21 protein-coding genes are annotated in these 26,643 nt (G+C 42.5%); 12 read left to right on the top strand and 9 right to left on the bottom strand.

The window, feature by feature from the left end:
* The first annotated feature begins 40 nt into the window (after window positions 1-40).
* Entirely contained in the window at window positions 41-940 is a 900-nt protein-coding gene (locus Q4557_RS08255) for a phospholipase A (RefSeq protein WP_102438451.1), read from the top strand.
* Between the two features lie 125 nt (window positions 941-1,065).
* On the opposite strand, the gene Q4557_RS08250 is transcribed toward Q4557_RS08255, so the two are convergent.
* The 4 genes from Q4557_RS08250 to Q4557_RS08235 form a co-directional block, all read right to left on the bottom strand.
* Window positions 1,066-2,787: a hypothetical protein gene (locus Q4557_RS08250; RefSeq protein WP_303412024.1), complete on the bottom strand. Its 1,722-nt coding sequence runs from the start codon at window positions 2,785-2,787 to the stop codon at window positions 1,066-1,068.
* A gap of 694 nt (window positions 2,788-3,481) precedes the next feature.
* On the bottom strand, window positions 3,482-4,255 hold the full coding sequence (locus Q4557_RS08245; RefSeq protein ID WP_303412022.1) for a phosphoadenylyl-sulfate reductase: 774 nt from the start codon (window positions 4,253-4,255) through the stop codon (window positions 3,482-3,484).
* On the bottom strand, window positions 4,248-5,939 hold the full coding sequence (gene cysI / locus Q4557_RS08240; RefSeq protein WP_303412020.1) for an assimilatory sulfite reductase (NADPH) hemoprotein subunit: 1,692 nt from the start codon (window positions 5,937-5,939) through the stop codon (window positions 4,248-4,250). Before cysI ends, Q4557_RS08245 begins: the two co-directional genes overlap by 8 nt.
* A gap of 100 nt (window positions 5,940-6,039) precedes the next feature.
* Window positions 6,040-7,824, bottom strand: a complete 1,785-nt coding sequence (locus Q4557_RS08235) for an assimilatory sulfite reductase (NADPH) flavoprotein subunit (protein ID WP_102438443.1) — start codon at window positions 7,822-7,824, stop codon at window positions 6,040-6,042.
* Between the two features lie 341 nt (window positions 7,825-8,165).
* Here Q4557_RS08235 and Q4557_RS08230 point away from each other — a divergent pair, with 341 nt between their 5' ends.
* The 5 genes from Q4557_RS08230 (at window position 8,166) to Q4557_RS08210 (ending at window position 13,771) form a co-directional block, all read left to right on the top strand.
* A complete protein-coding gene (locus Q4557_RS08230) occupies window positions 8,166-9,359 on the top strand; it encodes a Re/Si-specific NAD(P)(+) transhydrogenase subunit alpha (RefSeq protein WP_102438441.1) in 1,194 nt (397 codons plus the stop codon).
* A gap of 5 nt (window positions 9,360-9,364) precedes the next feature.
* On the top strand, window positions 9,365-9,640 hold the full coding sequence (locus Q4557_RS08225) for an NAD(P) transhydrogenase subunit alpha (protein WP_102438475.1): 276 nt from the start codon (window positions 9,365-9,367) through the stop codon (window positions 9,638-9,640).
* Between the two features lie 5 nt (window positions 9,641-9,645).
* Complete coding sequence (locus tag Q4557_RS08220; RefSeq protein ID WP_076540751.1) at window positions 9,646-11,025, top strand: NAD(P)(+) transhydrogenase (Re/Si-specific) subunit beta; 1,380 nt, start codon at window positions 9,646-9,648, stop codon at window positions 11,023-11,025.
* A gap of 203 nt (window positions 11,026-11,228) precedes the next feature.
* A complete protein-coding gene (locus Q4557_RS08215) occupies window positions 11,229-12,245 on the top strand; it encodes a sensor domain-containing diguanylate cyclase (RefSeq protein WP_102531996.1) in 1,017 nt (338 codons plus the stop codon).
* Window positions 12,246-12,418: 173 nt separating this feature from the next.
* Window positions 12,419-13,771 carry a MipA/OmpV family protein gene (locus Q4557_RS08210; protein ID WP_102438473.1) on the top strand — a complete coding sequence of 451 codons (1,353 nt, stop codon included), beginning with the start codon at window positions 12,419-12,421 and terminating at the stop codon, window positions 13,769-13,771.
* A gap of 106 nt (window positions 13,772-13,877) precedes the next feature.
* Here the strand turns inward: Q4557_RS08210 and Q4557_RS08205 are convergent, their stop codons facing one another.
* Both Q4557_RS08205 and hldE read right to left on the bottom strand, forming a co-directional pair.
* Window positions 13,878-14,909: a hypothetical protein gene (locus Q4557_RS08205; RefSeq protein ID WP_303412018.1), complete on the bottom strand. Its 1,032-nt coding sequence runs from the start codon at window positions 14,907-14,909 to the stop codon at window positions 13,878-13,880.
* A gap of 23 nt (window positions 14,910-14,932) precedes the next feature.
* Window positions 14,933-16,363 (bottom strand): bifunctional D-glycero-beta-D-manno-heptose-7-phosphate kinase/D-glycero-beta-D-manno-heptose 1-phosphate adenylyltransferase HldE, encoded by a 1,431-nt coding sequence (hldE, locus tag Q4557_RS08200; RefSeq protein ID WP_102438437.1) that lies wholly within the window; start codon window positions 16,361-16,363, stop codon window positions 14,933-14,935.
* A 103-nt stretch (window positions 16,364-16,466) separates the two neighbouring features.
* Here hldE and Q4557_RS08195 point away from each other — a divergent pair, with 103 nt between their 5' ends.
* Window positions 16,467-17,393 (top strand): LpxL/LpxP family Kdo(2)-lipid IV(A) lauroyl/palmitoleoyl acyltransferase, encoded by a 927-nt coding sequence (locus Q4557_RS08195; protein WP_102476913.1) that lies wholly within the window; start codon window positions 16,467-16,469, stop codon window positions 17,391-17,393.
* 206 nt (window positions 17,394-17,599) lie between these two features.
* Complete coding sequence (locus Q4557_RS08190; protein ID WP_102438432.1) at window positions 17,600-18,565, top strand: L,D-transpeptidase family protein; 966 nt, start codon at window positions 17,600-17,602, stop codon at window positions 18,563-18,565.
* A gap of 137 nt (window positions 18,566-18,702) precedes the next feature.
* Here the strand turns inward: Q4557_RS08190 and Q4557_RS08185 are convergent, their stop codons facing one another.
* On the bottom strand, window positions 18,703-18,915 hold the full coding sequence (locus Q4557_RS08185; protein ID WP_303412012.1) for a hypothetical protein: 213 nt from the start codon (window positions 18,913-18,915) through the stop codon (window positions 18,703-18,705).
* A gap of 55 nt (window positions 18,916-18,970) precedes the next feature.
* Here Q4557_RS08185 and Q4557_RS08180 point away from each other — a divergent pair, with 55 nt between their 5' ends.
* The gene (locus tag Q4557_RS08180; protein WP_133149796.1) at window positions 18,971-20,251 is read left to right on the top strand and encodes a pitrilysin family protein; all 1,281 of its coding nucleotides are present in this window, start codon (window positions 18,971-18,973) and stop codon (window positions 20,249-20,251) included.
* Window positions 20,248-21,873 (top strand): pitrilysin family protein, encoded by a 1,626-nt coding sequence (locus tag Q4557_RS08175; RefSeq protein ID WP_303412009.1) that lies wholly within the window; start codon window positions 20,248-20,250, stop codon window positions 21,871-21,873. The genes Q4557_RS08180 and Q4557_RS08175 overlap by 4 nt, the downstream gene beginning before the upstream one ends.
* A 70-nt stretch (window positions 21,874-21,943) precedes the next feature.
* Here Q4557_RS08175 and Q4557_RS08170 read toward each other — a convergent pair whose 3' ends face one another.
* Together Q4557_RS08170 and nrfA are read right to left on the bottom strand one after the other, a co-directional pair.
* Window positions 21,944-22,369: a GFA family protein gene (locus Q4557_RS08170; protein WP_102438428.1), complete on the bottom strand. Its 426-nt coding sequence runs from the start codon at window positions 22,367-22,369 to the stop codon at window positions 21,944-21,946.
* A 141-nt stretch (window positions 22,370-22,510) separates the two neighbouring features.
* Complete coding sequence (gene nrfA / locus Q4557_RS08165) at window positions 22,511-23,905, bottom strand: ammonia-forming nitrite reductase cytochrome c552 subunit (RefSeq protein WP_303412006.1); 1,395 nt, start codon at window positions 23,903-23,905, stop codon at window positions 22,511-22,513.
* A gap of 249 nt (window positions 23,906-24,154) precedes the next feature.
* Here nrfA and narQ point away from each other — a divergent pair, with 249 nt between their 5' ends.
* Window positions 24,155-25,891 carry a nitrate/nitrite two-component system sensor histidine kinase NarQ gene (narQ, locus tag Q4557_RS08160; RefSeq protein WP_303412005.1) on the top strand — a complete coding sequence of 579 codons (1,737 nt, stop codon included), beginning with the start codon at window positions 24,155-24,157 and terminating at the stop codon, window positions 25,889-25,891.
* Complete coding sequence (locus Q4557_RS08155) at window positions 25,884-26,513, top strand: response regulator (protein ID WP_102438422.1); 630 nt, start codon at window positions 25,884-25,886, stop codon at window positions 26,511-26,513. Before narQ ends, Q4557_RS08155 begins: the two co-directional genes overlap by 8 nt.
* Window positions 26,514-26,643: the final 130 nt, after the last annotated feature.

Raw genomic sequence — 26,643 nt, 5'->3', positions numbered from 1 at the left:
TAGTGTTAGTCTAGAAAAATATAATTAAAGGGAGCTTTTAATGAAACCAACATGGATCCGATTATGGTTTAGCGCAGCCATTGGTTTAGGAGTAAGCCAAGTGGCTTTAGCTGAAGACTCACTCGTTGATGAAAGAGTAAAAGACGAGCTTAAAACTTCAGAGGAGCGCTTTGTCATTACCCCCCATAAAGTTAATTACATTTTGCCATACACCTATAATGACAACCCTAACACTGACCCATATACAAACTTTACAACCAATGACGACAATGAAGAAGTCATCGATAACGCTGAGGCTAAGTTTCAGATAAGCTTTAAATTCCCGCTGTGGTATAACGTTTTTGGCGACAATGGCCACCTCTATTTCGCCTATACCAACCAGTCTTACTGGCAAGTCTATAATAAAGAAATTTCCTCCCCTTTTAGAGAAACTAATCATGAACCGGAAATGTTCATGCTATTCAATAATGACTGGCAAGTGGCAGGGTTAACAAATTCGTTTTGGGGTGTAGGGGCTGTGCATCAATCTAATGGTCAATCTGGTTCACTTTCACGCAGTTGGAATCGAATTTACGGCACCATGGTATTTGATAGAGGCCCTTTTGCATTAGGTCTAAAGGCGTGGTGGCGGATCCCTGAAGATGAAAAAGCAACACCCAGCTCGCCTGAGGGTGATGACAACCCCGATATTGAAGACTATATGGGCAACTTTGAGTTAACAGCCGTCTATGGCCTTGATGAGCATATGTTTACCTTAATGGGGCGCAATAATTTACAACACCCAAATAAAGGCTCCATTGAGTTTACTTGGAGCTATCCGATATTAGGCAATTTACGCTTATATACCCAGTACTTTAATGGCTATGGCGAAAGTATGATTGACTATAATCATCATAATCAGCGCATTGGGATCGGGGTTTCGATTGGTGATATTCTTTAAAATAGGCCATCACAAACAATAAAAACAGCCATAAAAACAACAATAAAAACAATAAAAAAGGTGAAGCTGCAGTTATATACAGTTCACCTTTTTTGTTATCAATACCCGACTAGCTTGTTAGCAACTTAGTAAGCTTTACTATCACCGCGAGTAGAGATTGAAATACCTTTATCGGTAATATCCAAGTTTACCTGCATGCGCATGTCATAATCTTTGAGCATTTCTAGTTCTTCTGGCACTTGCTCACCGCTTTCTTCAATGAGTGAAAATACCGGTTTCAGCACTTTTTGATAATCAATCGACATATTCGCTAAGCCATTAGCGACCAGCGGTTCTTTAGCCAGCTTATTAGCTAAATCCTCACCTTTATCACCACTATAAATCACAATGTGCTGATCTTTAATAGCCATTTGAGCGCTTACCCCCATTGAAGGTGGCAGCATTAGCAATGAAGACACATCGATGGGATCACCATTAGTCTCCAGTTGAACTTGGGCTAACTGAGGCACAAATGGCTTAATCATGTTTAATAGCATTTCTGGGTTTTCAGCCGATAAGCTAATCAGTGCATCTAGGTGCTTAAAGCCAGGCTCACCATTTTCGTCAGTTAACGAAAAGTCGACTATGGTGGCACTCATGCCCTTAACCCCATTGGCCATGCCTGTCATCATGCCAAGCATTGCCGGATTTTGGCCGCTGATTTCATATTGCATTTGCGCTAGTGCTTCACACTGATAACTGGGCGTTTGTAAATCTTGCCAAATTTCAGTTAATGCTGGTGCTAATTGCGCCGCATCAAGCCCCAGTGCTATGGACATGGCATTGTCAGTTAGGCTATTAGTGAAACTAGGAATAAAACCACGCATTTTATTAAATGCACCTAATATCACTTGGTTGTTAGATTCAACCACCATTTGGGCATCAAACTGCGCTTGTTTACGGCTAACATTAAATGCTTTTAAGCCCATAACCGTGCGCGGCCAATTTGCAGCGATAGCATCAAGCTCTGTTTGACACTCAGCCGTTTTAAACTCTGCAAAAGGATCACTGCCAGTGCCGTCTAACTCGCCTAATTTAGATAACTGTTTAGCCAGCATATTGCCATCAGTTGAGGTTAATCCTTTCACTAATTCCACATGGTTTATAAAGCTTATACTGTCGTTTAAGAAACCATGAGTCTTAATGATATCTTCAACAATGCCACTGTCACTAATTGGATTATCAACTTTGGATAATCCCAGCGCCGTTGCTAATAATTCTGGTTTATTGAAGGAGGTATTTAAGGTTACTGTTAACCAGCCATCTTGCTGGGCAACAACTAAATCAATCGATTCATCGTCATCAATAAGTGAATAAGCACGATACTCAAGGCCTTCAATGGTTGCCGTGGTGTGGGCTAAACCGCTTTCTTCTGACGCTTTGTCCAATACTTTCCAAATAGCCTGTTCATCAGTGACTTGCACCTTAAAAACAGGCAACGCCCCTAGCGTGTAGGTATATGACTCAATCTTGGCAGGCAAACCAAAGGTTGTTAAAAACAGTTCAGGGTCTTCAAGGCTAGTTAAATAACTTTTATATAAACTGACAAAAAATCCCTCTTGGGCACTTGAATATGGACCGGCTTGCTCAATCTGCTCTAGCTGGGCAATACTATTTTGCCCCATAGGCATTGAATACAAATAATCTTCTAAAGGAAACGGGGTAAGTTGCCCTGAAAAAAATAAAGTATCAGCGGGAATATACGCTAGCATGTCGTTATCTGTAGTGGTTGCACCATCGTTATTCGATAGCATGTATGCGCCTGCACCAGCAGCGGCAATTGCAACAGCGATAGCCAGTTTTTTCATTATTTTGTGCTCCATAATTCACATGTAAGTAATAACAAGTCACTCTTCCTTGAGAGTAAATGCTTAGTTAATGCCAATAACTCAAATAGGTTAAGCATGGCAATAATTTAGCACACTTTTTATCTTCAAATCATATCGATGAATGACAAAGCACTGGAACTAAACAAATATTAATCATCAAGGGCTGGATGAAAAAAACGGTTATGAGGATATAAAAGCAGATGATGTATTACAGGGGAAGGTTGCTCGGTTGGCCACAATTAAGACCAACCGAGACAACCAAAAGATTATGCTTACGCTAGCAAGCCAATCACTACACACTCGTTTTACGAGCGAGGCTTTGGAGGTACGTGGCGTGCAAAAACATGCCTAAAGTGTCGACAAAACCATCTACGGGAACTTCTAAATTTAGACTATAGAATTAACAAATGCCTAATTGTTTTTGGCTAAATATCACGATATAAAGCAACAGAGGTAAATATCAGTCATTGGTTTTAATACTTTGGTCGAAAGCAATGTTAGCTATTAATAATAAGCGCTCGCATTAGCAGTAAATATTAACCTTAGCGACCCATATGTTGCGTTCAACATCCCTATTGACACTTTTATTGAATCCCAAAAATATTAAACTCAAAAAAATATCAGCCTCATTGGACTGATATTTTTTATAACCAAATGACTAACCTGCAATTGGCTAAATTTCGTAATGTAATCCACATTCACGCTTCAAGCCATTAAAACGGGTTTCTTCTTCGCTCATTCCTAGCTCTAGGGGTTTGCTTGAATGGGTATCGCCAACAGACACATAACCTTGCTCCCACAGCGGGTGATAAGGTAGTTGATGCTCACTAAGGTATTCATGGACATCTTTGTTACTCCAATCAATGATGGGCAGTAGCTTATATTTATCACCATGAATAGCTAAAATGGGCAGCGCTTCACGGCTACTGGCTTGCGAGCGACGTAGCCCGGCAAACCAAGTGCCGACATTTAGCTCAGCCAAAGCACGTTGCATAGGCTCCACTTTATTGATGCGATTATACTTTTCTAAGCCTTCGAGATCTTGCTCCCAAAGCTTACCGTAACGGGCTTCTTGCCATGCAGATGACTGCTGGGCGCGAAATACCTGTAGATTTAAATCTAGTCTTTGGGTTAACTCATCAATAAATTGATAGGTTTCAGCAAACAAGTATCCTGTATCCGTCAATATCACCGGAATATCTGTCTGCGCTTGGCTTACCATATGCAACATAACCGCCGCTTGAATACCAAAACTTGACGATAAAGCATGTTCGCCAGGCAAAAAAGCTAATCCCCAAGTGACTCGCTCTTGCGCGGTTAAATCGGCTAAAAAGCGATTCACTTTTTCTAGCACTATTTTTTGCTCAGACTTCGGAGCAGTTAATAGTGCTTGCAACTCATTGTGATTAATCATCGTGTTAACCTCTGTAGCTAACGCATTAGCCATGAAAATCTACAGCTGCATCGTTCACTGCTTTAATAATGCCAAAACGAACTGTAAAGTTACCGAAGGTTTCACCCGCATCACGTTCTAGTACATACAAGCCGAATATTCTGTCTAATTCAGCTAAAATTTCAGCTTCTTGAATATTCTCTTTGTACATTTTATTAAGGCGTGTGCCTTCAAAGCTTGCACCTAAATACAAGTTATAACGTCCCGGCGCTTTACCTACTAAACCAATTTCGGCTGCGAACGGTCTCGCACAGCCATTAGGGCAACCTGTCATTCTCACCACAATGGCTTGCTCGCTAATACCATGCTTAGCTTGCAGCGCATCAATATGGTCAATAAACTCTGGGAAATATCGCTCCGCTTCGGCCATGGCTAATGGACAGGTAGGCAGCGCCACGCAGGCAATTGAATGGCCGCGGGTTTGACTGATAACCTTGCCAAAAAAGCCATGCTTACGGGCTAAATCTTCAATCGCAGCTTTATCTTCTTCTGCAACCCCAGCAATAATCATGTTCTGATTAGAGGTCATTCTAAAATCACCTTTATGGATTTTGGCGATTTCTCTTAAGCCTGTTTGCAGCGTCTGACCAGGCTCATCTTTAATACGACCACTTTCAATGAACAAGGTTAAATGCCAGTTGTTATCTAAGCCTTGAACCCAACCATAACGGTCACCGCGATCGCCAATCACTACCTCACGTTTAGGTTCAAAACTCACCCCTGCACGCTTTTCAACTTCTGCTTTAAATTCTGCAACGCCATGATCGACAATGGTGTACTTCAAACGTGAACGCTTACGATTGACACGGTTACCCCAGTCACGCTGAACTGTCATAACAGCTTCAGCGAATTTAATCACATCGTCAGTTTTAATAAAGCCAAAATCATCCGCTAGACGTGGGAAGGTTTCCACTTCACCATGAGTTGAGCCCATACCGCCACCAGCAACTAAATTAAATCCGACTAACTCACCCGCTTCAGCGATGGCAATAAAACCTAAGTCATTGGTATAAACATCAACATCATTGTCTGGGGGTACTGCTACAGCCATTTTAAATTTACGTGGCAAGTAGGTTTTACCGTACACAGGTTCGTTAGTTTCAGTATCAAGCAGCTTTTCTTTATCTAACCAAATTTCAGCATAGGCGTGAGTATGAGGCAATAAATGATCTGACAACTCTTTAGCCACTGCATAAGCCTGTTGATGTAACTTAGATTCAACAGGGTTTGGGTTACACATTACGTTACGGTTAACGTCACCACAGGCCGCAATAGAATCTAACGCCGCTCTATCAAGGCCTTGGATCAGCGTTTTTAAATTACGCTTTGGAATGCCGTGATATTGAAAGGTTTGACGGGTGGTTAAACGAATACTGTTTGATGTCGTTAGCGTTGATGAGATTTTATCCACATCCAACCATTGCTCAGGACTACAAATACCACCTGGTACACGGGCTCGTAACATGAAACTGTATAAAGGCTCTAGTTTTTGTTCTTTACGCTCATTACGTAAATCACGATCGTCTTGCTGATAAAAGCCGTGGAATTTGATCAACTGCTGATCGCCATCACTAAACGAACCGGTAACTTGGGTGTCTAAGCCTTCTTTAATGGTGCCGCGCAGGTAATCACTGTCGGTTTTTAAATATTCATTTACTGCTAACTTTTGCTCACTCATCCTGTGGCCTCTATCGATGCTTTTATGACGCTGGTGATATCAAATCACCAGCGTGTATATTATTTTCGTTATGCTTATTTCGAACTCATGCGGTATTCATTTAGTAAACGTCTTTTTGATAACGTTTCGCACTGCGCAACCCTTCAAGGTAATCCTCAGCGCCCTGCGCATCTAAACCACCATACTTAACTGCGACATCTAGTAAGGCTTGATGGACATCTTTTGCCATACGCTCTGCATCGCCACAGATATAAAAATGCGCGCCATTTTGTAGCCATGCCCAAATCGCTTCACCTTGCTCTGCAATCCGGTGTTGCACATAAATTTTATGTTGTTGATCACGTGAGAAAGCCACATCGAGGCGCGATAAATCACCCGCTTTTAGGTACTGTTGCCACTCAACTTGGTATAAAAAGTCTTGCTCAAAATGCGGATTACCGAAAAATAACCAGCTATCGCTGTTAACGCCGTCTGCTGCACGTTGTTGCATGAAGGCTCTAAAAGGCGCCACACCAGTGCCAGGGCCAACCATAATAACTGGAGTGTCGCTATTTTCTGGCAAACGAAAATGCTTATTCGGTTCAACGTAAACCTTAACTTGCTGACCTTCTTCTGCAGATGCTAAGAAGTGCGAAGCGCCGCCAAAACGCGCTTGACCCGCACGCTCATCTTCAACCAGTGCCACGGTTAAATGCACTTCGTTTTCCACTTCCGCTTGGCTAGAGGCAATTGAATATAAACGCGGTGTTAATGGGCGTAATAAACTTACTAAGGTTGCGGCATCGATTTTTACTGGATACAAACTGATTAAATCAGCTAATTGATGACCTAATACAAACTGGCGAGTTTGCTCTTTATCTGCAGCAATCGCGCTAAGCTCTGCATTCCCCGCAAGCTCTGCCCATGCCGTCACAAGACCCGGGTAAAGTTGGGTTAGCTCTTTTTTATCTGTTAATGCTTGTTGTAGCGATAAGGTATTTTTACTGACCACAACTTCAGTTGACGGGTCTAATCCTAAACCGCTAATCACTTCAGTGACTAAAGCCTCGTTATTGGTAAACCAAATACCTAAGGCGTCACCCACTTGATAACTGATACCAGATTCGCCTAAATCGATTTCCACGTGGCGAACATCACGATCAGAATCACGACCAGTAAGCTTTTGACTTAATAACACTTCTGCTTCATAAGGATTTTGCTTGGTAAATTCGCTTTCACCCGCCGCTTTGGCGCTATCAATTGACACCACGCTGGCACTGCTAGTTTCAACTAATGGCTCAACCGCTGTTATTACCGACTCAAGCCATTGCTCTGAAGCTTCTTCGTAATCAACATCACACTCAACTAACGGCAATAACTCTGTTGCACCTAAAGCAGATAAGCGTTCGCTGAAGTCTTTACCGGTTTGACAATAAAACTCATAGCTTGAGTCACCCAAGGCCAAAATTGAAAAGTTAAGTTGATCTAACTTAGGCGCTCTTTTTGAAGCAAGGAACTTATGTAATTCAATAGCATCATCTGGCGCTTCACCCTCACCGTGGGTACTCACCACCGCGATTAAAATGGTTTCTTGCTTTAACTGACGCACATTGTAATCAGCCATCGAGCTTAAATTAACCGTAAAGCCTTTAGCGGATGCCTTTGCAGCTAACTCTTTAGCGATACCTTGACCATTACCCGTTTGACTACCAAATAAAATTGTCACAGTTTGCGCTGCACTAGCCTCTGGCGCACTTGCTGTTTGCCCTTGATTTGAAGATGCAGCCAAATAGCCACTAACCCAAGCTAATTGCACCGCAGATAATTCAGAAGTGAGCTGTTTTAGCTTGTCGACTTGTCCTTGAGACAATGGCGATGCGAATGAAGAAAGTTCTTTTAACAACATTGGAGAGCCCTATAACAGTTTAATATCATCAGATTACTCCGATTCTTTAAAACCAAAAAAGACTAAAAGTTAATTCTTTATTCCATTAAGGAATATGCAAAGCTGCATTTTTAAGCTACAAAAGTGTGGTCTAGTGCAAACTTTTGGGTCTGAACTCGGTAAAAATGTGATTTAGCGCATTATTTACTTGTTTCAAACCTAATAATTGCCAGAATGAAGCACCTAAAAAAATGTGCACCATAAAAAGGCACTTAGAAAAAATGAGTATTTAAAACAAAGTTGTATTAAATACTCACACGACCCGACCCTTCCCTATTTACACTAACTAAGAGGTTGTCCTTTTGAAATTAGGTCTACCGAAAGAGAGTCACCCAGGTGAGTTACGCGTTGCGTTAATCCCTGCCAATGTGACCGCATTATTAAAAAAACAGCTACAAGTGATCGTAGAATCAGGCGCTGGACAAAACGCAGGCTTTACCGACGACGATTATGTCAAGGTAGGCGCCACTATTGCTTCATCACGAGCAGCGCTACTGAATGAAGCTGACATCATTACCGTGGTGAACTGTAAGGGTGAGCAATTCGATGAAATTAAAGCGCTAATCAAGCCTCAGCAACTGCTGATTGGCATGATGGACCCGCTGATTAACCCGCAAAATGCCCAAGCAATTGCTGACACGGGTGCCAGCGCGATTGCCTTAGAACTTATTCCACGTATTACCCGTGCCCAAAGTATGGATGTGTTGTCATCAATGGCAACGATTTCAGGCTATAAAGCTGTGTTACTCGCCGCCCATAAAGCGCCGCGTTTATTCCCAATGATGATGACAGCTGCTGGGACATTAAAACCCACTCGCGCCTTTATTATGGGTGTGGGTGTTGCGGGACTTCAGGCCTGCGCCACAGCTAAGCGTCTTGGCGCCGTTGTCGAAGCCTATGATATTCGCCCTGCGGCGCGCGAGCAGATTATTTCTGTTGGTGCAAAACCGGTTGAGCTTGATATTGAAGCCGAAAACACTGAAACCAAAGGCGGTTATGCCACCGAGCAAAGTGATGACTTTTTAAAGCGTCAACAACAAGCGATGGCGAATGTGTTAGCACAACAAGATATTGTGATTACCACTGCAGCCATTCCAGGCCGTAAAGCCCCTGTGCTTATCACTAAAGAAATGGTTGATGGCATGAAAAACGGCACCATCATTGTTGATTTAGCGGCTGAATCAGGTGGTAACTGTGAATTAACCCGCGTTGATGAAGTTATTATGCACAACGGCGTGATGATCTTAGGGCCATCTAACGTACCTAGCACTGCAGCGAATCATGCCAGCCAAATGTATGGTAAAAATGTCGAGAACTTACTGAACTTAATCGTCAGTAAAGAGGGTGAACTGGTTCTTGATTTTGAAGACGAAATCGTCAGAGACACTGTTGTTGCCCATGGCAAAGAAGTCACCAGTGCTCGCCTAAGAGATTTATTGGGTCTTGCGCCTTTAGCAACGCCTGAAGCTGACACCAGTGTAGAGGAAAAAGCATAATGGATATGACCTTACTATTATTACTGACGCTTTTTGTCGTCGCAGTATTTTTAGGTGTTGAGCTGATCACTAAAGTGCCACCGACACTGCACACGCCATTAATGTCTGGTTCGAATGCTATTTCAGGTATTTCACTGGTAGGCGCCCTACTGTCAGCAGGTTCTGGCGGTGGCATGATAGTGAATGTACTTGGCTTTATCGCCGTAGTGCTGGCTACCATCAATGTGGTCGGTGGTTACATGGTCACCAACCGTATGCTAGCTATGTTCAAGAGGAAATAGACTCAATGACAACAATTATTTATTTGGCTTACCTTGTTGCCGCAGTCCTGTTTATTCTTGGTATTAAAGGACTGACAAAACCTAAAACAGCGGTTCGTGGCAACCAATTATCAGCCATGGGTATGTTTATTGCTGTGGTGGTAACCCTATTTGACCAAAGCATTCTTAGCTATGAGTGGATCATTGCCGGCGTACTATTAGGTGGCACCATTGGTGCAGTGATGGCGACTAAAATTAAAGTCACCGACATGCCGCAAATGGTTGCACTGTTGAATGGTTTTGGTGGTGGTGCTTCACTGGCCATTGCTGCGGCAAGTTTCCTTGACCCGACTGCAGCTACTAGCATGGTGGCGTTAATTTCTATCGGAGCGACCATTATTATTGGTGCAGTTACCCTTTCAGGTTCATTTGTGGCTTTTGCTAAGCTGCAAGAGCTTATTTCAGGTAATCCAATCAAAGTCCCAGGTAATAAAATCCTTAACGCGCTGCTGCTGATCACTGCGTTTGGCTTAGCCATTGCGCTAGTCATTAACCCTGCTAACGTCAGCTTAATGTATGCTTTAGTGGCTGTGGCAGTGGTCTTGGGTGTGTTATTAGTGGTGCCAATTGGCGGCGCTGATATGCCGGTTGTTATTGCACTACTGAACTCCTATTCTGGTATCGCCGCGGCAACGACTGGTTTCATTACAGGTAATACGGTATTGATTATCTCAGGTTCACTGGTTGGTGCATCAGGAATTATCCTCACACAAATCATGTGTAAAGCCATGAACCGTTCATTATTTAACGTCTTATTCGGTGTGATGGCTGAAGGCGGCGAGAAAGTCGATGCAGATGAAATTTACGCAGGTAAAGTAAAATCAACTTCGCCAGATGAAATTGCCATGATGCTAGAAACCGCTGAACGTGTGGTTATTGTCCCAGGTTACGGTTTAGCCATGGCGCAAGCACAGCATGCAGTACGTGAGCTCGCTAACGTTTTACAAGAGCGTGGAGTCGATGTGAAGTACGCGATTCACCCTGTTGCTGGCCGTATGCCTGGCCACATGAACGTGCTACTTGCAGAAGCTGAAGTGCCTTATGAACAGTTAGTTGAAATGGATGAGATTAATCCACAATTTGCGCAAACGGATGTGGCGATTGTCATTGGTGCCAATGATGTCACCAACCCAATGGCACGTGAAGATAAAGGTAGCCCCATCTATGGTATGCCAATTCTAAACGTCGATAAAGCCCGCACCGTGGTGGTAATTAAGCGTTCATTAAGCCCAGGGTTTGCAGGTTTACCTAACCCATTATTTGCCATGGATAATGCACTTATGTTATTCGGTGATGGTAAAAAAGGCATTGTTGAGCTGACGCAAAGCTTAAAAGAAGCTGATTAATTTTCAACATGTTAGATATACCCCCTAAAAAGGCCGCTTAGCGGCCTTTTTATTAATAAGCGCTTCATTTCTATCATTGGGAGAATAAGTTATCAATAATCATACATTCTCATTCTTGACGAATTTATGAGTAAAATGTACAAAGGATATACCGATTGCTTTTCAAGCTTTAGCTCGTTTTAACACAAGGATGATTTTCTCAGATGGACCCATTGGCTTCACAAATTCAACAGCTCACAGCTCAGTTAAATCAACTCACCCAAGAGAATGATTTACTTAAGCAGAAACTAAAGCTGTGTGAAGAGAAGCTCTCAGCAACACTCGATGGCACAGGCTTGTGTCTGTGGGAGCAACATATCCCTTCTGGCGATCTGACCATTTTCAATCAAGAATGGGGCGCATTGCTGGGTTATACCCTCGAAGAGCGAGCGGCAAATATTTCTAGCTGGAAAAGCCATTTACATCCTGAAGATAAAGACTGGGTCATCAAAGCTTTTGAAGATCACCTCACAGGTAAAGAAGAGGTTTATCGCGCCGTTCATCGGATGATCCATAAAAATGGCACCACCAGCTGGGTTTCAGACAGGGGACGTATTGTGGAATATACCCCAGATGGTCAACCCTTAAGGATCATGGGCACTCATATTGATATAACCCAAGAAAAGCGCTATGAACTTGACTTAGCTCGCCTTGCCCACCAAGACCCTCTCACCGACTTGTTAAACCGTACTGCGATTGAAACAGCATTCCAGCAGATACAGAAAAATACCAATTTCCAATCAGGAACATTACTATTTATCGATGTCGATAACTTTAAAGGGGTTAACGACAGGTATGGTCATCATTTTGGGGATTTGGTGTTAGTAGAGATAAGCAATACCCTAAATCATTATTGCCAAAAGTTAATTTCTAAACACAAGGTCAGCATAGCCCGACTGGGTGGCGATGAATTTGTGATAATTACCGCTATTGCAGACTTCGCGACTATCAGTATGTTCGCCGAAGCATTAATCAATCACTTTAAACAGTTACAAACAATAGATGATAAACCGCTATCACTGGGGTTAAGCATTGGTATTAGTCGTTTTAATCAACGAGACCAATTCACCCACGTTTGCGAGCAAGCAGATAATGCCATGTACGGTGTAAAGCAATCGGGTAAGCATAACTATTCTTTTTGGCAGCAATCAGTCAAAATAAAAATGCACCAGTTAGGCTAGCAATGTCGCGTTAAAAAAATGCTGTTAAAATTTTTCGCTGTCACATTCACCAATATCTACATGCTATAATCCTGAAAATAATATAAAAATTAGTGTTTACTTAGCTTTTTACCACCTCTTATCCTGCTAGGTAATAAAAATTATTGTTGATAAAGATTAATGGTAAAACCTCTATGCCTAAAACGTCCTCTTTACTTACCGCATTTGTTTGCTTAAGCACATGCTCTTTTTCTGTCATCGCTGACAATGACCAAACCAAAACGGTTAATCCACCAAGCAAAGCTGAGTCTCATGCAGATGTAGAATACTTCCCATCAACCTGGGGAGTTGGCATTGGTGTGCGTAAAGCTGATATTCCTTATGCCACTGAAAATGATGATGTCTATGACGTCATGCCATTGATTGAATTTGAAAATGATTATTTTTATTTAAATGGCTTAGAGGGCGGGGTTCATTTATGGAAAAATGATGAACATCAAGTCAATGTTTATAGTCGTTTTCGGTTCGTTGACATCCCTAAAGAATATCAAAATCAAACCCAATCTGACGCCTTTGATTTTGGTTTTCAATACCGCTTTCAAAAAGACGGCCTAGAAGCTGATGTTGCCATCATGAGTGATGGTAACAAGCGCATGTATGGTTACACTCGTACTCAATACCACTGGCAAGGCGGTGATTGGCAATTAAATCCTTATGCCGAATTCCAATGGAAAAGCAACGATTTCAATGAACATTACTATGGCTTAGAGCTAGCCGATCCCGGTGCTGGATTGGCTTTTTCAGCAGGGGTTAATGCTCGCTATCACCTTGCCAGTAATTTATACCTATTGGGTAACTTTGGGGTAACCCGCCTTGAAGATGATATTTATCACTTGCCCACCATTGAAAATCAATATCAATTTGAGTCCTTCTTAGGCTTTGGCTTTTTCCCTGATAATAAAAGGCCCAATACCAATCCAGTCCCTAAAGAAAGTGGCGAATTTTTAAGAGTCGCACACGGCTGGGCAACGCCTTCAAGCTTGAATGACATTTTAACCGGGAATGCCAAAGGCGATCGTTACAACAATCAAATGACCTCCCTTTTCTATGGTATCCCACTCAGTAATAGCTTATTCAACTTACCCATTGATTTATACTTAACAACAGGTGCTGTTTGGCATCATGACTCTGAAGTACAAGATAACTTAGCTGAAGGTGTACTTGCAGTTAAAGCCTTTTACACCATAGATTTAGGCTGGCGTTTTCGGATCGGGGTTGCTGAAGGGTTATCTTATGTCTCTGATGTCACCTACATTGAAGGCAGCGAACTTGACGAAAAAGATTATCGACCCTCAAAACTATTAAATTACTTAGACTTTTCATTTGATGTTAACTTGGGAGATGTGTTCAACCACGCCCCAATGAAAAACGCATGGCTAGGTTATAGTATTCATCATAGATCAGGGATTTTTGAAACCAGCTCAGCTTTTGGCCGCATCAAAGGTGGCAGCAATTACAACTCGGTTTATCTGCAGTGGCATTTTTAACTTAAAAACATTGCCATAAAAAAACAGATTGTTAGTACATTTAAAAGCGACTTAATTAGTCGCTTTTTTATAACGTTTAAGCTCGAGGTTACAGTACTAATCAGAGTTATAACTTATTGTGCTCAGCCTCTTTGTTGACTAATTGCGCCGCCTCAGAGAATTGCTCAACCAACCACTTATGGGCCTTATCCTCGCCCATTAACATGACTAATGTCGGGGAAATAACCTCAATAAGTCGTTGTTGTCGCCAAAATATATATTTAGGTAGCGCCAGCGTTGCACCTCGGCCAAATGTGCGTTGCACTAGGCTGGAGATTTCAGCAATTTCAGTGTCATCAAATCGCGCTAGCTGCGGAAATATTGTGGCAATAAACTCACTGTAGTGGTCAAAGCCTTGTATGTCTTTAAATTGATATTGGCTCAATAACCAGTGTAACTGCGGTGAGCTCCAATGGCTCATATTATGTCGATTGTTAATCAAATCCATATTACGGCGATGAAACTGCTGCCAAGCTAAATCCAAATTAGGGTGCGTTTGCGCAATACGCCACACTAAATACATGTCAGCCAACCATTCATGCTGATAGGCAGACAGCGTACTGGGAAGTACATCGCCGATTAAGGCAATATTCTCTAAATGCCCTACTTCATGCCATAGGGTTAATTTAAATTGTTCTAACAGCGCTAACTGATAGGTCAACCCATTTACAGAGGACATCGATTGGGTGAGAGGCAGCTTAGTGCTGACGATAATAATGCCGGCTATATCATGGTGATTAACCGCTAACACCATCGCGGTTTTAGCACCTAAATGAGCGCTGATTTGCGTGTCTCTCGGTAATTGGTTCACTACCTCAACAGGTAACGCATTCAAGCAGTTCGGGTAATGGCTTTCATCGCACACGATTGCCTGCTTGTTACTAATAGAGATCCAACTAAATGAGCTTGAGTAATAGGGGGTGATGGTGGGGGCGAGTGCGGTTTTTATCTGAAAAGGCAAGTGAGTATCAGCCAGCAATGGCTGACTGATCACTAGGGTACTGATTAGAAATGCTCTCTTTAAAACGGCACTGTCTAAAATAGCACGGATTAAAATAGCACGGATTAAAACGGCACTCTTTAAAACAGCACTGGCCATTAAGTACAGTGCCCGCCTATTCACTACTTGTTAGCCATGATATTTTCAATAATAGCCGTAGTAGAGACGCCGTCTTCAAACCCAAGAATTTCGACACTACCACCAGCAGCCATCACCTCTTTACCACCGGCCACTTGTTCGACTTTATAGTCCCCGCCTTTTACCAACAAATCCGGTAATAAGCGGCTAATGACGCGCTGCGGAGTATCTTCACTGAAAGGAATAACCCAATCAACTGACGCTAATCCCGCTAAAACAGCCATACGGCGATCAACTTGATTCACTGGGCGACCATCACCTTTTAAACGCTTCACTGAAGCATCATCATTAACGGCAACAATTAAACGATGGCCCAATTCTTTTGCTTGCTGCAGATAGCTTACGTGGCCTGCATGTAAAATATCAAAACAGCCATTGGTCATGACTACCTTTTCGCCGCGAAGACGCGCTTGCTCAATGGCGTAAGCTAATTGATCTTCAGTCACCACGCCAAAGCCTGACTCGCCTTGATTTAAAGCTAAGGCCCCAATGAGTTCAATTCGGGTTACTGTTGCGGTACCTAACTTAGCCACCACCACGCCTGCAGCAATATTAGCGATAGAACAAGCCTGTGCTAACGAGCTACCCGCTGCCAGCGAACTTGCTAATGCTGAAATAACCGTATCTCCAGCACCTGTCACGTCATAGACTTCACGGGCAACTGTTGGGATATGCAGTTCAGCATCATCATGACTAATCAGCGTCATGCCTTTTTCAGAGCGGGTCACCAAAATAGCAGTAAAATCGTTATCTTTAATCAGCTTTTTGGCTTTTTCGATTAAGTCAGCTTCACTGGTTACTGGGCCCACAACCGCTTCAAACTCGCTCATATTAGGGGTGATTAACGTCGCACCGCGATAGCGTGAAAAATCACTGCCTTTAGGATCTACCAGCACCTTTACGCCTTTAGCGCGGGCTTTAGCAATAAAGTCGATTGGCGAGTCAATCGCACCTTTGGCATAGTCAGATAACACCAATACATCGACGTTATCTAACAGCGCTTCACTGCTATTTAATAAACTTTCGCTATCAGCTTTAGGGTATTTTTCTTCAAAATCTAAGCGGATAAGTTGTTGATTGCGAGAAAACACTCTTAATTTGGTAATCGTTGGTTTATCAGCAACGGTTAACCAGCGAGGTTCAACCCCTTGGGCTTGAACACCAAGGGTTAACGCTTTAGCATTTTCGTCATTACCGACAATACCAGCAAGCTCAACTTGACCGCCAAGGGCAGCAATATTTAATGCCACGTTAGCAGCGCCGCCGGGACGGTCTTCTATTTGATTGATGTTAACTACAGGTACTGGCGCTTCTGGTGAGATTCGACCAGTAGGGCCAACCCAATTACGGTCAAGCATGACATCGCCGACCACTAAAACACGGGCTTTTTCGAATGCAGGAAGAGATACCTTCATAGTAAACTTATTCTTTTGCTGATATTAAACCGTGATTGTACCTAATTTTGCTCTAAAATTAAGTTAGAATAGCAACTAATTTTGATTTTTGGATGAGTTCCTCGTGGTAGATAAAGCACAATTTTCCTCGCATTTATTGCACCCAAAGCATTGGCCATTATGGTTTGGTGTTGCTCTTATGAAGCTGACCCAGCTATTACCGCTTCGCTGGCAAATGACACTTGGCAAGGGTTTAGGCCGTTTGGTTTTAAAACTTGCTGCGAGTCGCAGACATACTGCAGAGCGCAATTTTCAGCTGTGTTTTCCTGATATGCCAGCACAAGAACGCGAGGCACTGCTTAAGAGAAACTTCGAAGAAACCGGTAAAGCCCTATTCGATACCATCAACGCTTGGTGGTGGTCTGATGAAAAAGTGCAGCAGCATATGACCATTAAAGGCGATGAGCATGTGCGCAATACCCTAGATAATGGTCAAGGCGTCATACTGTTTGCAGTGCATTGCTTACCGTTAGAAATGGGCGCGAGAATGTTTGGCCAGTTCCAACCGGGGATCGGCGTTTACCGCCCTCACAACAATCCCGTGATGGAATACTTACAAGTCAAAGGCCGCCTGCGCTCGAATAAAGGCTTAGTACCAAAACGTGATTTACGTAAGATGGTAAAAAGTTTAAGAAACCCAGATGTGATCTGGTATACCGCCGACCAAGATTTTGGTCGCTCAAGTGCAGTATTTATCCCGCTATATGCCGTACCCGATGCAGCGACTATTACTGGCGCTACCACCTTAGCGAAATTAGGCCGCGCCAAAGTATTACCCTTTTTTGTCGAACGTAATGATGATGACACGGGTTACAATATGGAAATTTTAGCGCCGCTTGATAACTTCCCCGGTGAAAATGAGCTCGAAGATGCTATTCGTGGCAATAAGATCATTGAACAATTAATTGATCGTAACCGTAATCAATATATGTGGCTACATCGCCGCTTTAAAACTCGGCCAACCAAAGAAACCCCCTCTTTATACAAATAGCCAGCAGAGTTAATATTAACTGTAAAATATCACTGGATAACGACCATAGCTTGAAATAAGCGCAAAAATGATCAAGTATCCAGTGATAAAAATAGCGAAACTTTAGTTTAAGTTTTCATCAGATGTTGAGATTTATTCTGCAGGAGCACTGATAACACTCACCAAAGCCATTGTGATCATCACTCACATAGGAAAACATCCACCTTATGATTAAGTCTTTTTGCGCCAAATTGATTGTTGTTTCTACCATGCTGTTTAGCGTCCAAGTGGTGGCGGTAGAATATGCTTTACCCGCTAAAGACAGTCGTTTAATTGGTGAAAATCAATATTATGTTGTACCTGAAGGTAAATTAACCCTAGAAGCCATTGCAGATCAGTTCCAACTCGGACTGAGCAATATGCTTGAAGCCAACCCAGGCGTTGACCCATACTTACCTAAACCAGGTAGCACCTTAGTGATCCCCCATCAGTTGATCCTACCGGATGCACCGCGTAAAGGCATCGTGATTAACAGTGCTGAAATGCGCCTATATCACTATAAAAAAGGCACCAATATTGTTGAAGTACTCCCAATTGGTATTGGTCAAGTAGGCCGTGACACCCCTGAAAATTGGGTGACTCAGGTTTACCGTAAGCGGGCTAACCCAACCTGGACTCCCACTAAGCGTACCCGCGAAATTTATGCAGCCAGAGGCGAGACCCTTCCCGATGTGTGGCCAGCAGGTCCAGATAACCCAATGGGGTTGTTTGCCTTATATGTAGGTAATTTATTTGCGATACATGGCACGAATGCCTCTTTCGGTATTGGCCTGCGCGTCAGTCAAGGCTGCGTCAGGTTACGTGAAGATGATATTGAGCATCTATTTAACACAGTGCCAGTTGGCACCCGAGTGCAATTTGTTAATCAACCGATTAAAGCCACGGTTGAGCCCGATGGTAATCGTTATTTAGAAGTGCATCAGCCATTATCTGAGACCCAAGAGCAATTTGATTCATCTGAGCCACTTCCATTGACCTTAAATAAAAAAATTACTGCTGTTGTAGCTAATGCTGACACTGACTCATTTGTACTAAAGCGCTTACTAGAGCAGCGCACCGGTATACCTACTCGAATTAACAGCATGCAACAGGCAAAAAACCAAGACATGGTTAACCCTGTCGATTCAGAATAGCCGCTCAATAGCCAGCAGCGAATAACAATAAGTCATTTTGTTAAACACCTATATTCAAGCACTTACCATATGAATATTTCATTGATAAGTGCTTGAGCTCTTTATCAATACTCAGTAACCTAAATCAAGGGTTCACTTTATACACTGGGTAATAGATTGAAAGCCATCACTGCCATTTCTGCTTTACTATCAGTAACCTTGCTATCAATAACCTTGAGTGGCTTCATCAGCCCAGCTATTGCCAGTTCCCCCACATCACTATCTACATCACTATCTACATCTACATCTACATCAGCGTCATTGACCGAATCAAGATCAATAGCCCAGCAGTGTGACCTCACTGATGGCATAACTAAGCTTCAAATACTTGAACAGCAGATCGCCCTCAGTGAACTGGATAATGGTTTGATTATTCGCCAAGTGAATTTACCCAGTCTCAATACGGTGGCCATTGCCTCGCAATTTAATGTGGGCTCCCGTAATGAGCAAACAGGGCAAACGGGTTATGCGCATTTATTTGAGCATTTACTGTTTAAAGGCAGTAAAAATGCCCCCGATGAAAGCTACCCACAACAAATGAGCGCCCTTGGAGCACGTTTTAACGCCAGTACCCACTTCGACTACACCAATTATTATGTCACTATTCCAGCTCAAGCCTTAGAGCAGAGCCTGTTTTTAGAGTCCGACAGATTTATTCAACCGCAACTGTCAGAAACCACGGTCAAAAATCAGCAAGGCGCGGTGTTAGAAGAAATGGCCACCAGCATTGATAACCAACCCTACATTCGAAAGGCAATGGAGTTTCTATTATCGCAAGTCAAAGGCAGCCAATATGGTCATGCCATCATTGGCAGTAAGCAAGATGTTCAAGGCGCCAGTGCCGCTGAACTCATGGCATTTCATCAGCGCTATTACCGCCCAGATGCCATGCAAATATCCTTGGTTGGCCAACTCAATGACCGAAGTGCTGACTGGCTAACAAAGTACTTTGGCCACTGGCAAGCTCCCACTCATCCGCAAGATAAATTTAGCAAAATCGATCTAGGTACAAAGACTAACGCTATCCACGCTGAAATCATCGATACTCGCGGCCCATGGCCTGCATTATTGCTGGCTTGGCATACGGTAGGCAGACAAGATCGCGATTTTGAGGCAATTTCATTACTGCAAAGCTATCTTTTTCAAAATATCGCCAATGCATTAACCAAAGCAAGCCTTGCCAACCCGCCCCATATGCTCAGTTATTCAGTGCCATTAACCATGGACAATCACGGCGTCACTAATCTGGTATTGGTCCCCAGAGCCAACACCTCATTAGATGAACTTAATCAACTAGTCAGTACTATCCTTAAGCAAGTCGCCAGCCAAGGTATTGAGCCCAATGTATTGTGCCAACTTAAAAGTATTGCCCTTAATGACACGCTAATTAACTTTACTGATAGTCAACAATTGGCTATTCATTTATCAAATACCGCCAGTCGCGATAAATTCTTGCCGCTCACTCAGCCATGGCAGCGCATAAACCAAGTCACTAGCGATGATATTAAAACTGTCACCCAGCAATACTTTATCGGCAAACAAGTTCGCCTTGATTTACTGCCGCCTTGGTACATTCGCTGGGGCAAAACCTTACTTGAATGGTTACCCCAAGGGATGGCTGAATCTTTAGAAGAGTGGGCATTATGAAAAAGTCGCATTCAATTCTCTGGGCAAAAATAATCGGCTTAGCTGTCTTTATCTGCTCACAACAGGCTTGTCAGCATGCACCTATTAGTTTCACCCCTGCACAGCCGCCCAATTTAGCAAATTATAACGATTTGCCGGTATTCGGTAGTGAAAAAGTACAATTGCCATTAAGCGCAATAGTCTCGCCGCAAACCATGTCATTGACTACAAATAGTTTTTTACATCAATGGTCATTAACTGCTGACTCCTTTGCCCAGCAAGGACATCAGCTATACTTAGTCGGCATATCAACTCAGACTGCCATTGCTAACCCCGATATTATTATCGCAGCCTTCAAACAACGGCAAAAACACATGGCCAATACTCAAGTGCTAACCGCCGTGCAAGCAGCCTGTTATGACAGCATGCGCTTTAGGGCCAGCCTGCACAGTATCGGCATCAGTATTAATTGTATGGCAACCACAAAGCTTAAATCGGAACTACTGTGGCAGTTTTGGGATAACCAAGCGGTGAATGAGGTCAATATTGCCACTATCAAACGCAATCTTAAATTGAATAAGCACATAGGCGCTTTCACTGGTAGCGAAATAGATCTCGCCTTTAGAAAGCAATTACTGGGCAGCCAACACCCTTACAACCAAAACATCAATAATAACGCTGTGATTGATGAGTTAACCCATTCCAGCTTATCTGCATTGCACACTGAGCTGCGACAACAGCTGCAGTGGCACTTGTTTGCGCCACAATTTAGCCCGCAATTAACCAATACAAAAGCGCAGACCTTAAAAGCAAATACCTTAAAAACGAATAGCTTAAAAACGAATAGCTCAAAGACTCAAATAGCTCAGCACGTCACATCGCTGCCGAGTTGGCTATTAACAGAAAAGCCAGATTCAAGTCATTCAGCTTTCGATTCAAGCGCTCAAACAAGTGCTAAAGCAAGTGCTAAAGCAAGCACTATAAATTCAAGCACAGTTGAAACCAGCACTGCAAAGGATAAAATCCTTTATATCATTGATGCGCCAGACACTGTGCAGACCCAAGTCAGAATTGGACTCGTCACAGCTACAGCTGATGCGACAGTGCAAGATGCCAATACTTGTCAGATGATTGCCGCGCTATTAGGTAGAGGTTATTCAGGGCGGTTATTTTATGATTTACGTGAAGTGCGCGGCTTAAGCTATGGGGTTTATGGCCGCTGCGTCAATGCGCCATTGAGTCAATATATGTATTTTTATGGCAGCACCGCATTAGAAAACTCAAGCGCTTTTATAAAAGGGATGCTGGATCATTTAAGTCTTATCACTGAGCAAACCGCCTCACAAAACGAAATCAATGCCACTGTGACCTACTTACAAGGTAAGCAGCAACTTAGCCTTGATAGCCCATTTGGTAAAGAAAGCCTCTACATCCGTCAATTATTAAGCGGCCAAACCACGGCTGAATTTAGCCAAGGGATGAAGCAACTTCAACAACTGACTCCGATGCAATTATTGCAACAGGCCAACACCTTGAGCCTAACCACGCCTATCGTAGTGCTGCGCGGTGATGCCGACAAAATCAGCGCAGACCTACAGCAAAAACTGCCCACATGGGAGCTTAGGCAGTTAGAGCCTGATTAACTGTATTTGAAGCGAAAATTAGCTGTATTTGAAGCAACAATGAACAGCAGCTGAAGTCGATCAAAATCAATCAACTGCTTCTTTCATATTGATAACGCTGACAATCGTCGACAATATTAAGCCAGCTAACCTGATTTTGAGTATAAATGTGGTAATTGGGTTTCACTGAACTTGGCTTATCAAGGGATGCGATGGTTAAAGTGTAATAATCAGGATAGCGGCGGTCTCGATAACTCATAGTACAGCCACACTGAGCGCAAAAGCCCCTTAGTATATGCTCAGAAGAGGCATATTCAGTCACTGCGCCAGCGATCCAGCTTATCTGCTCAAACTTAAAGTCCATCCAAGCTTGAAACACTGCCCCAGATGATTTTTGACACTGCACACAATGGCAATAATCGGCATCAAACGGCGCAGCACTGACTTGATAGCGAATTGCGCCGCACAAACAACCACCCGTGAGCATAGCTGCCTGCTCAGTTGATTTATCATCCATATAAACCTTCAATTGTTAAGCCTGTAAACCTTAATTAAAGCATAAATTTACCCCAATAAAAAAGCCCTCAAAAGAGGGCTTTTACAAGACATAATGACCTAAGCTCTAGTGCTAAGTTCTAGTGCTAAGTAATAGTGCTAATTAGTAAGTCGCTTCGCGCTTTTCAGCTTCAGCATCCCACTTAGGCGCAAGTTCTTTTAAGAATCTTTGCTTATCAGCATTCATTTTGTCCATATCCATGCCAAGTGCTTCCTGTGCTTTCTCTTTAGTAGAGATATCAGGGATAGCGATTGGCATTTTAACGCCTTTAACAGCAAGTAGTTGAGCTAGCTTGATACGTGCATCAGCGGCTTTATCAACAGCGCCACCTAAAATACGTAATGCTTCAGCTGGAGCATGTGCAGCAACACCGTGAGATGCAGTTGCAAAGTCCCAACGCCACTGGCTGTGACGGATATCCATTAGGATAGGCTTCATTTCAGCTTCAGTTGCACCAGCGTCCCATGCAGCACCCGCTTCGAAGTGAGCGTGTACAAGTTGAGTTTCAGCTCTTAGCTTGATTTCTGTAACACTTTTTTGATTAGCATGTGTTACTTCCATCATGAACTCTTTAGTCTTGCCTTTATGACAAGTTGCACAAGTTTCTTCGAAACGATCAAATGGGTTACCCACTTTATGATCGGTAAACTTACCTTTACCATTTGCTTTAGCAACACGTGGCATGTGACAGTCAGTACAACTTACGTTGTTCTTACCGTGCATACCTTGCATCCAAGTTTCATAACCAGGATGTTGAGCTTTTAGCATAGGTGTTTTAGAAATAGCGTGAGTCCAATCAGAGAAATTGATGGCATCGTAGTAAACTTCCATTTCTTCAACAGTTGTACCGTTATCCCAAGGGAATTTCACGAAACCTTTATTTTCTTCAGTTTTCTCGAAGTAGTACTCAACGTGACATTGACCACAAACCATAGATTGCTTGTCTTTACGAGAAGCTTTATCAAATGGCTTATCAATTGCTACTAGAGCGCGATCAACATATGGACGAGAAATACGTAGTTTTGGTGAACCTTTTTCATGACAATCGCCACAGCCAAGACTGTTAACGATTTCAGGACCGCCTTTAGCCCATTTACCTTTGAAGTAACCGTCTTCGCCTTGCTCTTCGATCATGCGAGGTACATCAGGGCTTTTACAGCTCCAACATGCCATAGGCATTGGGCCGTCATCAGGTCCTGTTGGTGCGCCAGTACGTAATGTATTACGTAAGTCAGTCACGGTGTAATGGTGACCACGTGCTTTATTGTAATCCTTAGCAAAGCCGTAACCTGCCCATAACACAACAAGGTTTGGATCTTGAGCTAACACATCAACAATTTCATCACTTTCTGAGGTAGCATGCCAAGTTTCATATTGAAGCTTGTACTTATCTTTATATACTTCATTTCTAGGTTCTGTTTTATCACTAGCCATTGCACTAGTCATCATAAAACTGCTTGCTAATAATGCACTTAGTGCAACAATCTTTCCTTTCATCTTCATCACCGTTCATCTCCGTGTTACATTTTATATTTGAATAATCACGACATCTCTATTGGCAAACTTATACATTTAAGGTTCAATTAAGAATACCCCTTAATGAGTATTAAGCAATAAGCTTGCGCTAGATCAAAGTGTTAATATGTTGTATGTCACATATTTGCTATCCTGTTAACATAATGACAAGACTCTCAATGAAAAAATTGAGTACTTTGTGTTCAATAATATACTTAAGTTGGGTAACTCATGGCGCAGCGAGGCAGTCTCACATCAACAATATTAAGACTAATGTTAGTACTAATATTTATTTCTTCCAGCCTAGCTGTGTACTCAATTATTAATCTTTCATTTAGTATTGGCGATGCCCGAGCCATTAATGCTTCCGGCTCATTAAGGATGCAAAGTTACCGCTTAAAGTTATTTTTAGAGCGAGAACCACAGTTATTGAATGAAAAAATAAATCAGTTTGAAGAAACCCTAGACTCTGAAGCACTACAGCGCTCCAATGCTTGGTATAGCCCGAAAGAACTTTCAGACCAATATTTATTGGTCATTGATAAATGGCAACAAATGCGTTATTTCATTGAAAATAATGAAAAACCACTCTATACCGCTGCCCTAAAAGACTTTGTTGATACTATTGATTTACTGGTGCTAGAAATGGAGCGATTTGCGGCATTTAAGCTCAGAGCATTAGTTATAAGCCAAATAATCGGTTTATTTTTAATGCTAATAGTGGCAAGTTTTGCGACCCGCTATACCCGCAAAAAGATGGTGCAACCGATACTGCAATTAATGGATGTGGCCAATTCAATATCTAAAGGAAAATTTAACGTTGAGGTGCCAGCCACAGACTATATAGAGCTGCACTCATTAGGGGTCGCTTTCAAAAAGACCGCCGCCGAGCTTGATAGGCTATATCAAGACTTAGAAGGCCAAGTAAATGAAAAAACCACTGCCTTAACTCGCGCCAATAATGAGTTGAGTTTTTTATATGACAACTTAATTATGCTTCATGCTGACAGACTGGATTACAAAGCATTGGGCTTAGCATTAAACCAGCTGCAGCAATTTGAAAGTCTTGATTTTTTACGCCTTGTTATCGAACATGATGACCATTCAATCGATACCATTGAGGCTGATACAGGCTGGCCATCACCTGAACATATCCTAAATAAAGAAAGCAAACTAATCCCTGTTAAGTTTGACCTTAAACTGGAAAATAAAACCTTAGGTTATCTGGAAGTTATTTCTCTAAAGCCGATCAATAACATGTTATTTGTCAATTTCGCTATGATGCTAACCCGCTCTATTGTGATCCATAATGCCACCGAAGAGCGCCAGCAATTAGCTTTAATGGAAGAGCGCGCCGTGATTGCCAGAGAGCTACACGACTCTCTAGGTCAGCTATTATCATATTTAAAAATTCAGGTGAGTTTATTAGGAAAACAAATTCAACCAGCACATAAAACTGAGAAAGTAGCATCACAATTAGCTGATATTAATGAAGGTGTTAGCGTAGCATACGGTCAATTACGAGAACTATTATCCACCTTCCGCTTAACCATTAAAGAGCCTAATTTAAACCAAGCCATTGAAGTCATGATTAGTGAGTTACGTAAGCAATCTGGCATTAACATTGAGCTTAAATATAGCCTTTCGCAGCACCTATTTGCCTCAAGCCAGCATATTCATGTGCTACATTTAATGCGTGAAGCAACCATTAATGCCATAAAACATGCCAAGCCAAATAAAATAGTTATTGATTGTTTTTTAGCAGACTCTGGTATGATACAAATCAACATAAAAGATGACGGCATTGGTGTCTCTCACTTAAAAGAGCGGGATCAACATTTTGGCATCGGCATCATGCATGAGCGTGCAACTAAATTGCACGGCACGGTAAAGTTTGACAATAATCCGCAGGGCGGCACAACTGTTTCCCTCGTATTTCCACCCCAGCAGGAGCCTTTAAATGGGTAAACCTTATTCTGTACTCGTAGTTGATGACCACCCTCTACTTCGGCGTGGCATCTGTCAGTTAATAACCTCAGATAGCGATTTTAAACTATTTGGTGAAGCCGGAACGGGGTTAGATGCATTAACCGCAATAGGTGAAGACGAACCTGATATTATTTTGCTCGACCTTAATATGAAAGGCATGTCAGGCTTAGATACCTTAAATGCTATGCGTCAAGAAGGAGTCACTGCTCGTATTGTGATCTTGACCGTGTCTGATGCTAAACAAGATGTGGTGCGGCTATTACGCGCTGGCGCTGACGGCTATTTACTTAAAGATACTGAGCCAGATTTATTATTAGAGCAGCTTAAAAAAGCCATGCTTGGCCATCGCGTTATTAGTGATGAGGTCGAAGAATACATTTATGAGCTGAAAAATGCTGATAATGATGAAACTTGGATAGCCTCGTTAACCCCACGTGAATTGCAAATTCTCAAAGAGCTTGCCGAAGGTAAAAGCAACCGCGTGGTCGCTGAAGATTTACATATCAGTGAAGGCACGGTAAAAGTTCACGTGAAAAACTTATTACGTAAAGCCAATGCTAAATCAAGAACTGAAATGGCGGTAAGATACTTAAACCACTAACTTCAGTCGCAGCTACTTGTGCCCATTGAAAGTGTTTAGGCCATAAAAAATGGATGACAGCCACTGGCTATCATCCATTTTTATCTCTAAAGCAATAATAAACAGCTATAAGGTCAAGATGCCTGACGAA

Source organism: Shewanella sp. 5_MG-2023 (assembly GCF_030547465.1).
In the GTDB taxonomy this organism is placed as follows: Bacteria; Pseudomonadota; Gammaproteobacteria; order Enterobacterales; family Shewanellaceae; genus Shewanella.
The sequence above is the reverse complement of the archived record's forward strand: the minus strand, read 5'-3'. Positions and strand labels throughout refer to the sequence as shown.

Excerpts from the sequence above, each read along its gene's own strand:
- Q4557_RS08255 (WP_102438451.1), top strand. The coding sequence starts at position 41 with ATGAAACCAACATGGATCCGATTATGGTTTAGCGCAGCCATTGGTTTA.
- Q4557_RS08250 (WP_303412024.1), bottom strand. The coding sequence starts at position 2,787 with ATGAAAAAACTGGCTATCGCTGTTGCAATTGCCGCTGCTGGTGCAGGC.
- Q4557_RS08245 (WP_303412022.1), bottom strand. The coding sequence starts at position 4,255 with ATGGCTAATGCGTTAGCTACAGAGGTTAACACGATGATTAATCACAAT.
- cysI (WP_303412020.1), bottom strand. The coding sequence starts at position 5,939 with ATGAGTGAGCAAAAGTTAGCAGTAAATGAATATTTAAAAACCGACAGT.
- Q4557_RS08235 (WP_102438443.1), bottom strand. The coding sequence starts at position 7,824 with ATGTTGTTAAAAGAACTTTCTTCATTCGCATCGCCATTGTCTCAAGGA.
- Q4557_RS08225 (WP_102438475.1), top strand. The coding sequence starts at position 9,365 with ATGACCTTACTATTATTACTGACGCTTTTTGTCGTCGCAGTATTTTTA.
- Q4557_RS08220 (WP_076540751.1), top strand. The coding sequence starts at position 9,646 with ATGACAACAATTATTTATTTGGCTTACCTTGTTGCCGCAGTCCTGTTT.
- Q4557_RS08215 (WP_102531996.1), top strand. The coding sequence starts at position 11,229 with ATGGACCCATTGGCTTCACAAATTCAACAGCTCACAGCTCAGTTAAAT.
- Q4557_RS08210 (WP_102438473.1), top strand. The coding sequence starts at position 12,419 with ATGCCTAAAACGTCCTCTTTACTTACCGCATTTGTTTGCTTAAGCACA.
- Q4557_RS08205 (WP_303412018.1), bottom strand. The coding sequence starts at position 14,909 with ATGGCCAGTGCTGTTTTAAAGAGTGCCGTTTTAATCCGTGCTATTTTA.
- hldE (WP_102438437.1), bottom strand. The coding sequence starts at position 16,363 with ATGAAGGTATCTCTTCCTGCATTCGAAAAAGCCCGTGTTTTAGTGGTC.
- Q4557_RS08190 (WP_102438432.1), top strand. The coding sequence starts at position 17,600 with ATGATTAAGTCTTTTTGCGCCAAATTGATTGTTGTTTCTACCATGCTG.
- Q4557_RS08185 (WP_303412012.1), bottom strand. The coding sequence starts at position 18,915 with ATGCCATCAGTGAGGTCACACTGCTGGGCTATTGATCTTGATTCGGTC.
- Q4557_RS08175 (WP_303412009.1), top strand. The coding sequence starts at position 20,248 with ATGAAAAAGTCGCATTCAATTCTCTGGGCAAAAATAATCGGCTTAGCT.
- Q4557_RS08170 (WP_102438428.1), bottom strand. The coding sequence starts at position 22,369 with ATGGATGATAAATCAACTGAGCAGGCAGCTATGCTCACGGGTGGTTGT.
- nrfA (WP_303412006.1), bottom strand. The coding sequence starts at position 23,905 with ATGAAAGGAAAGATTGTTGCACTAAGTGCATTATTAGCAAGCAGTTTT.
- narQ (WP_303412005.1), top strand. The coding sequence starts at position 24,155 with ATGGCGCAGCGAGGCAGTCTCACATCAACAATATTAAGACTAATGTTA.
- Q4557_RS08155 (WP_102438422.1), top strand. The coding sequence starts at position 25,884 with ATGGGTAAACCTTATTCTGTACTCGTAGTTGATGACCACCCTCTACTT.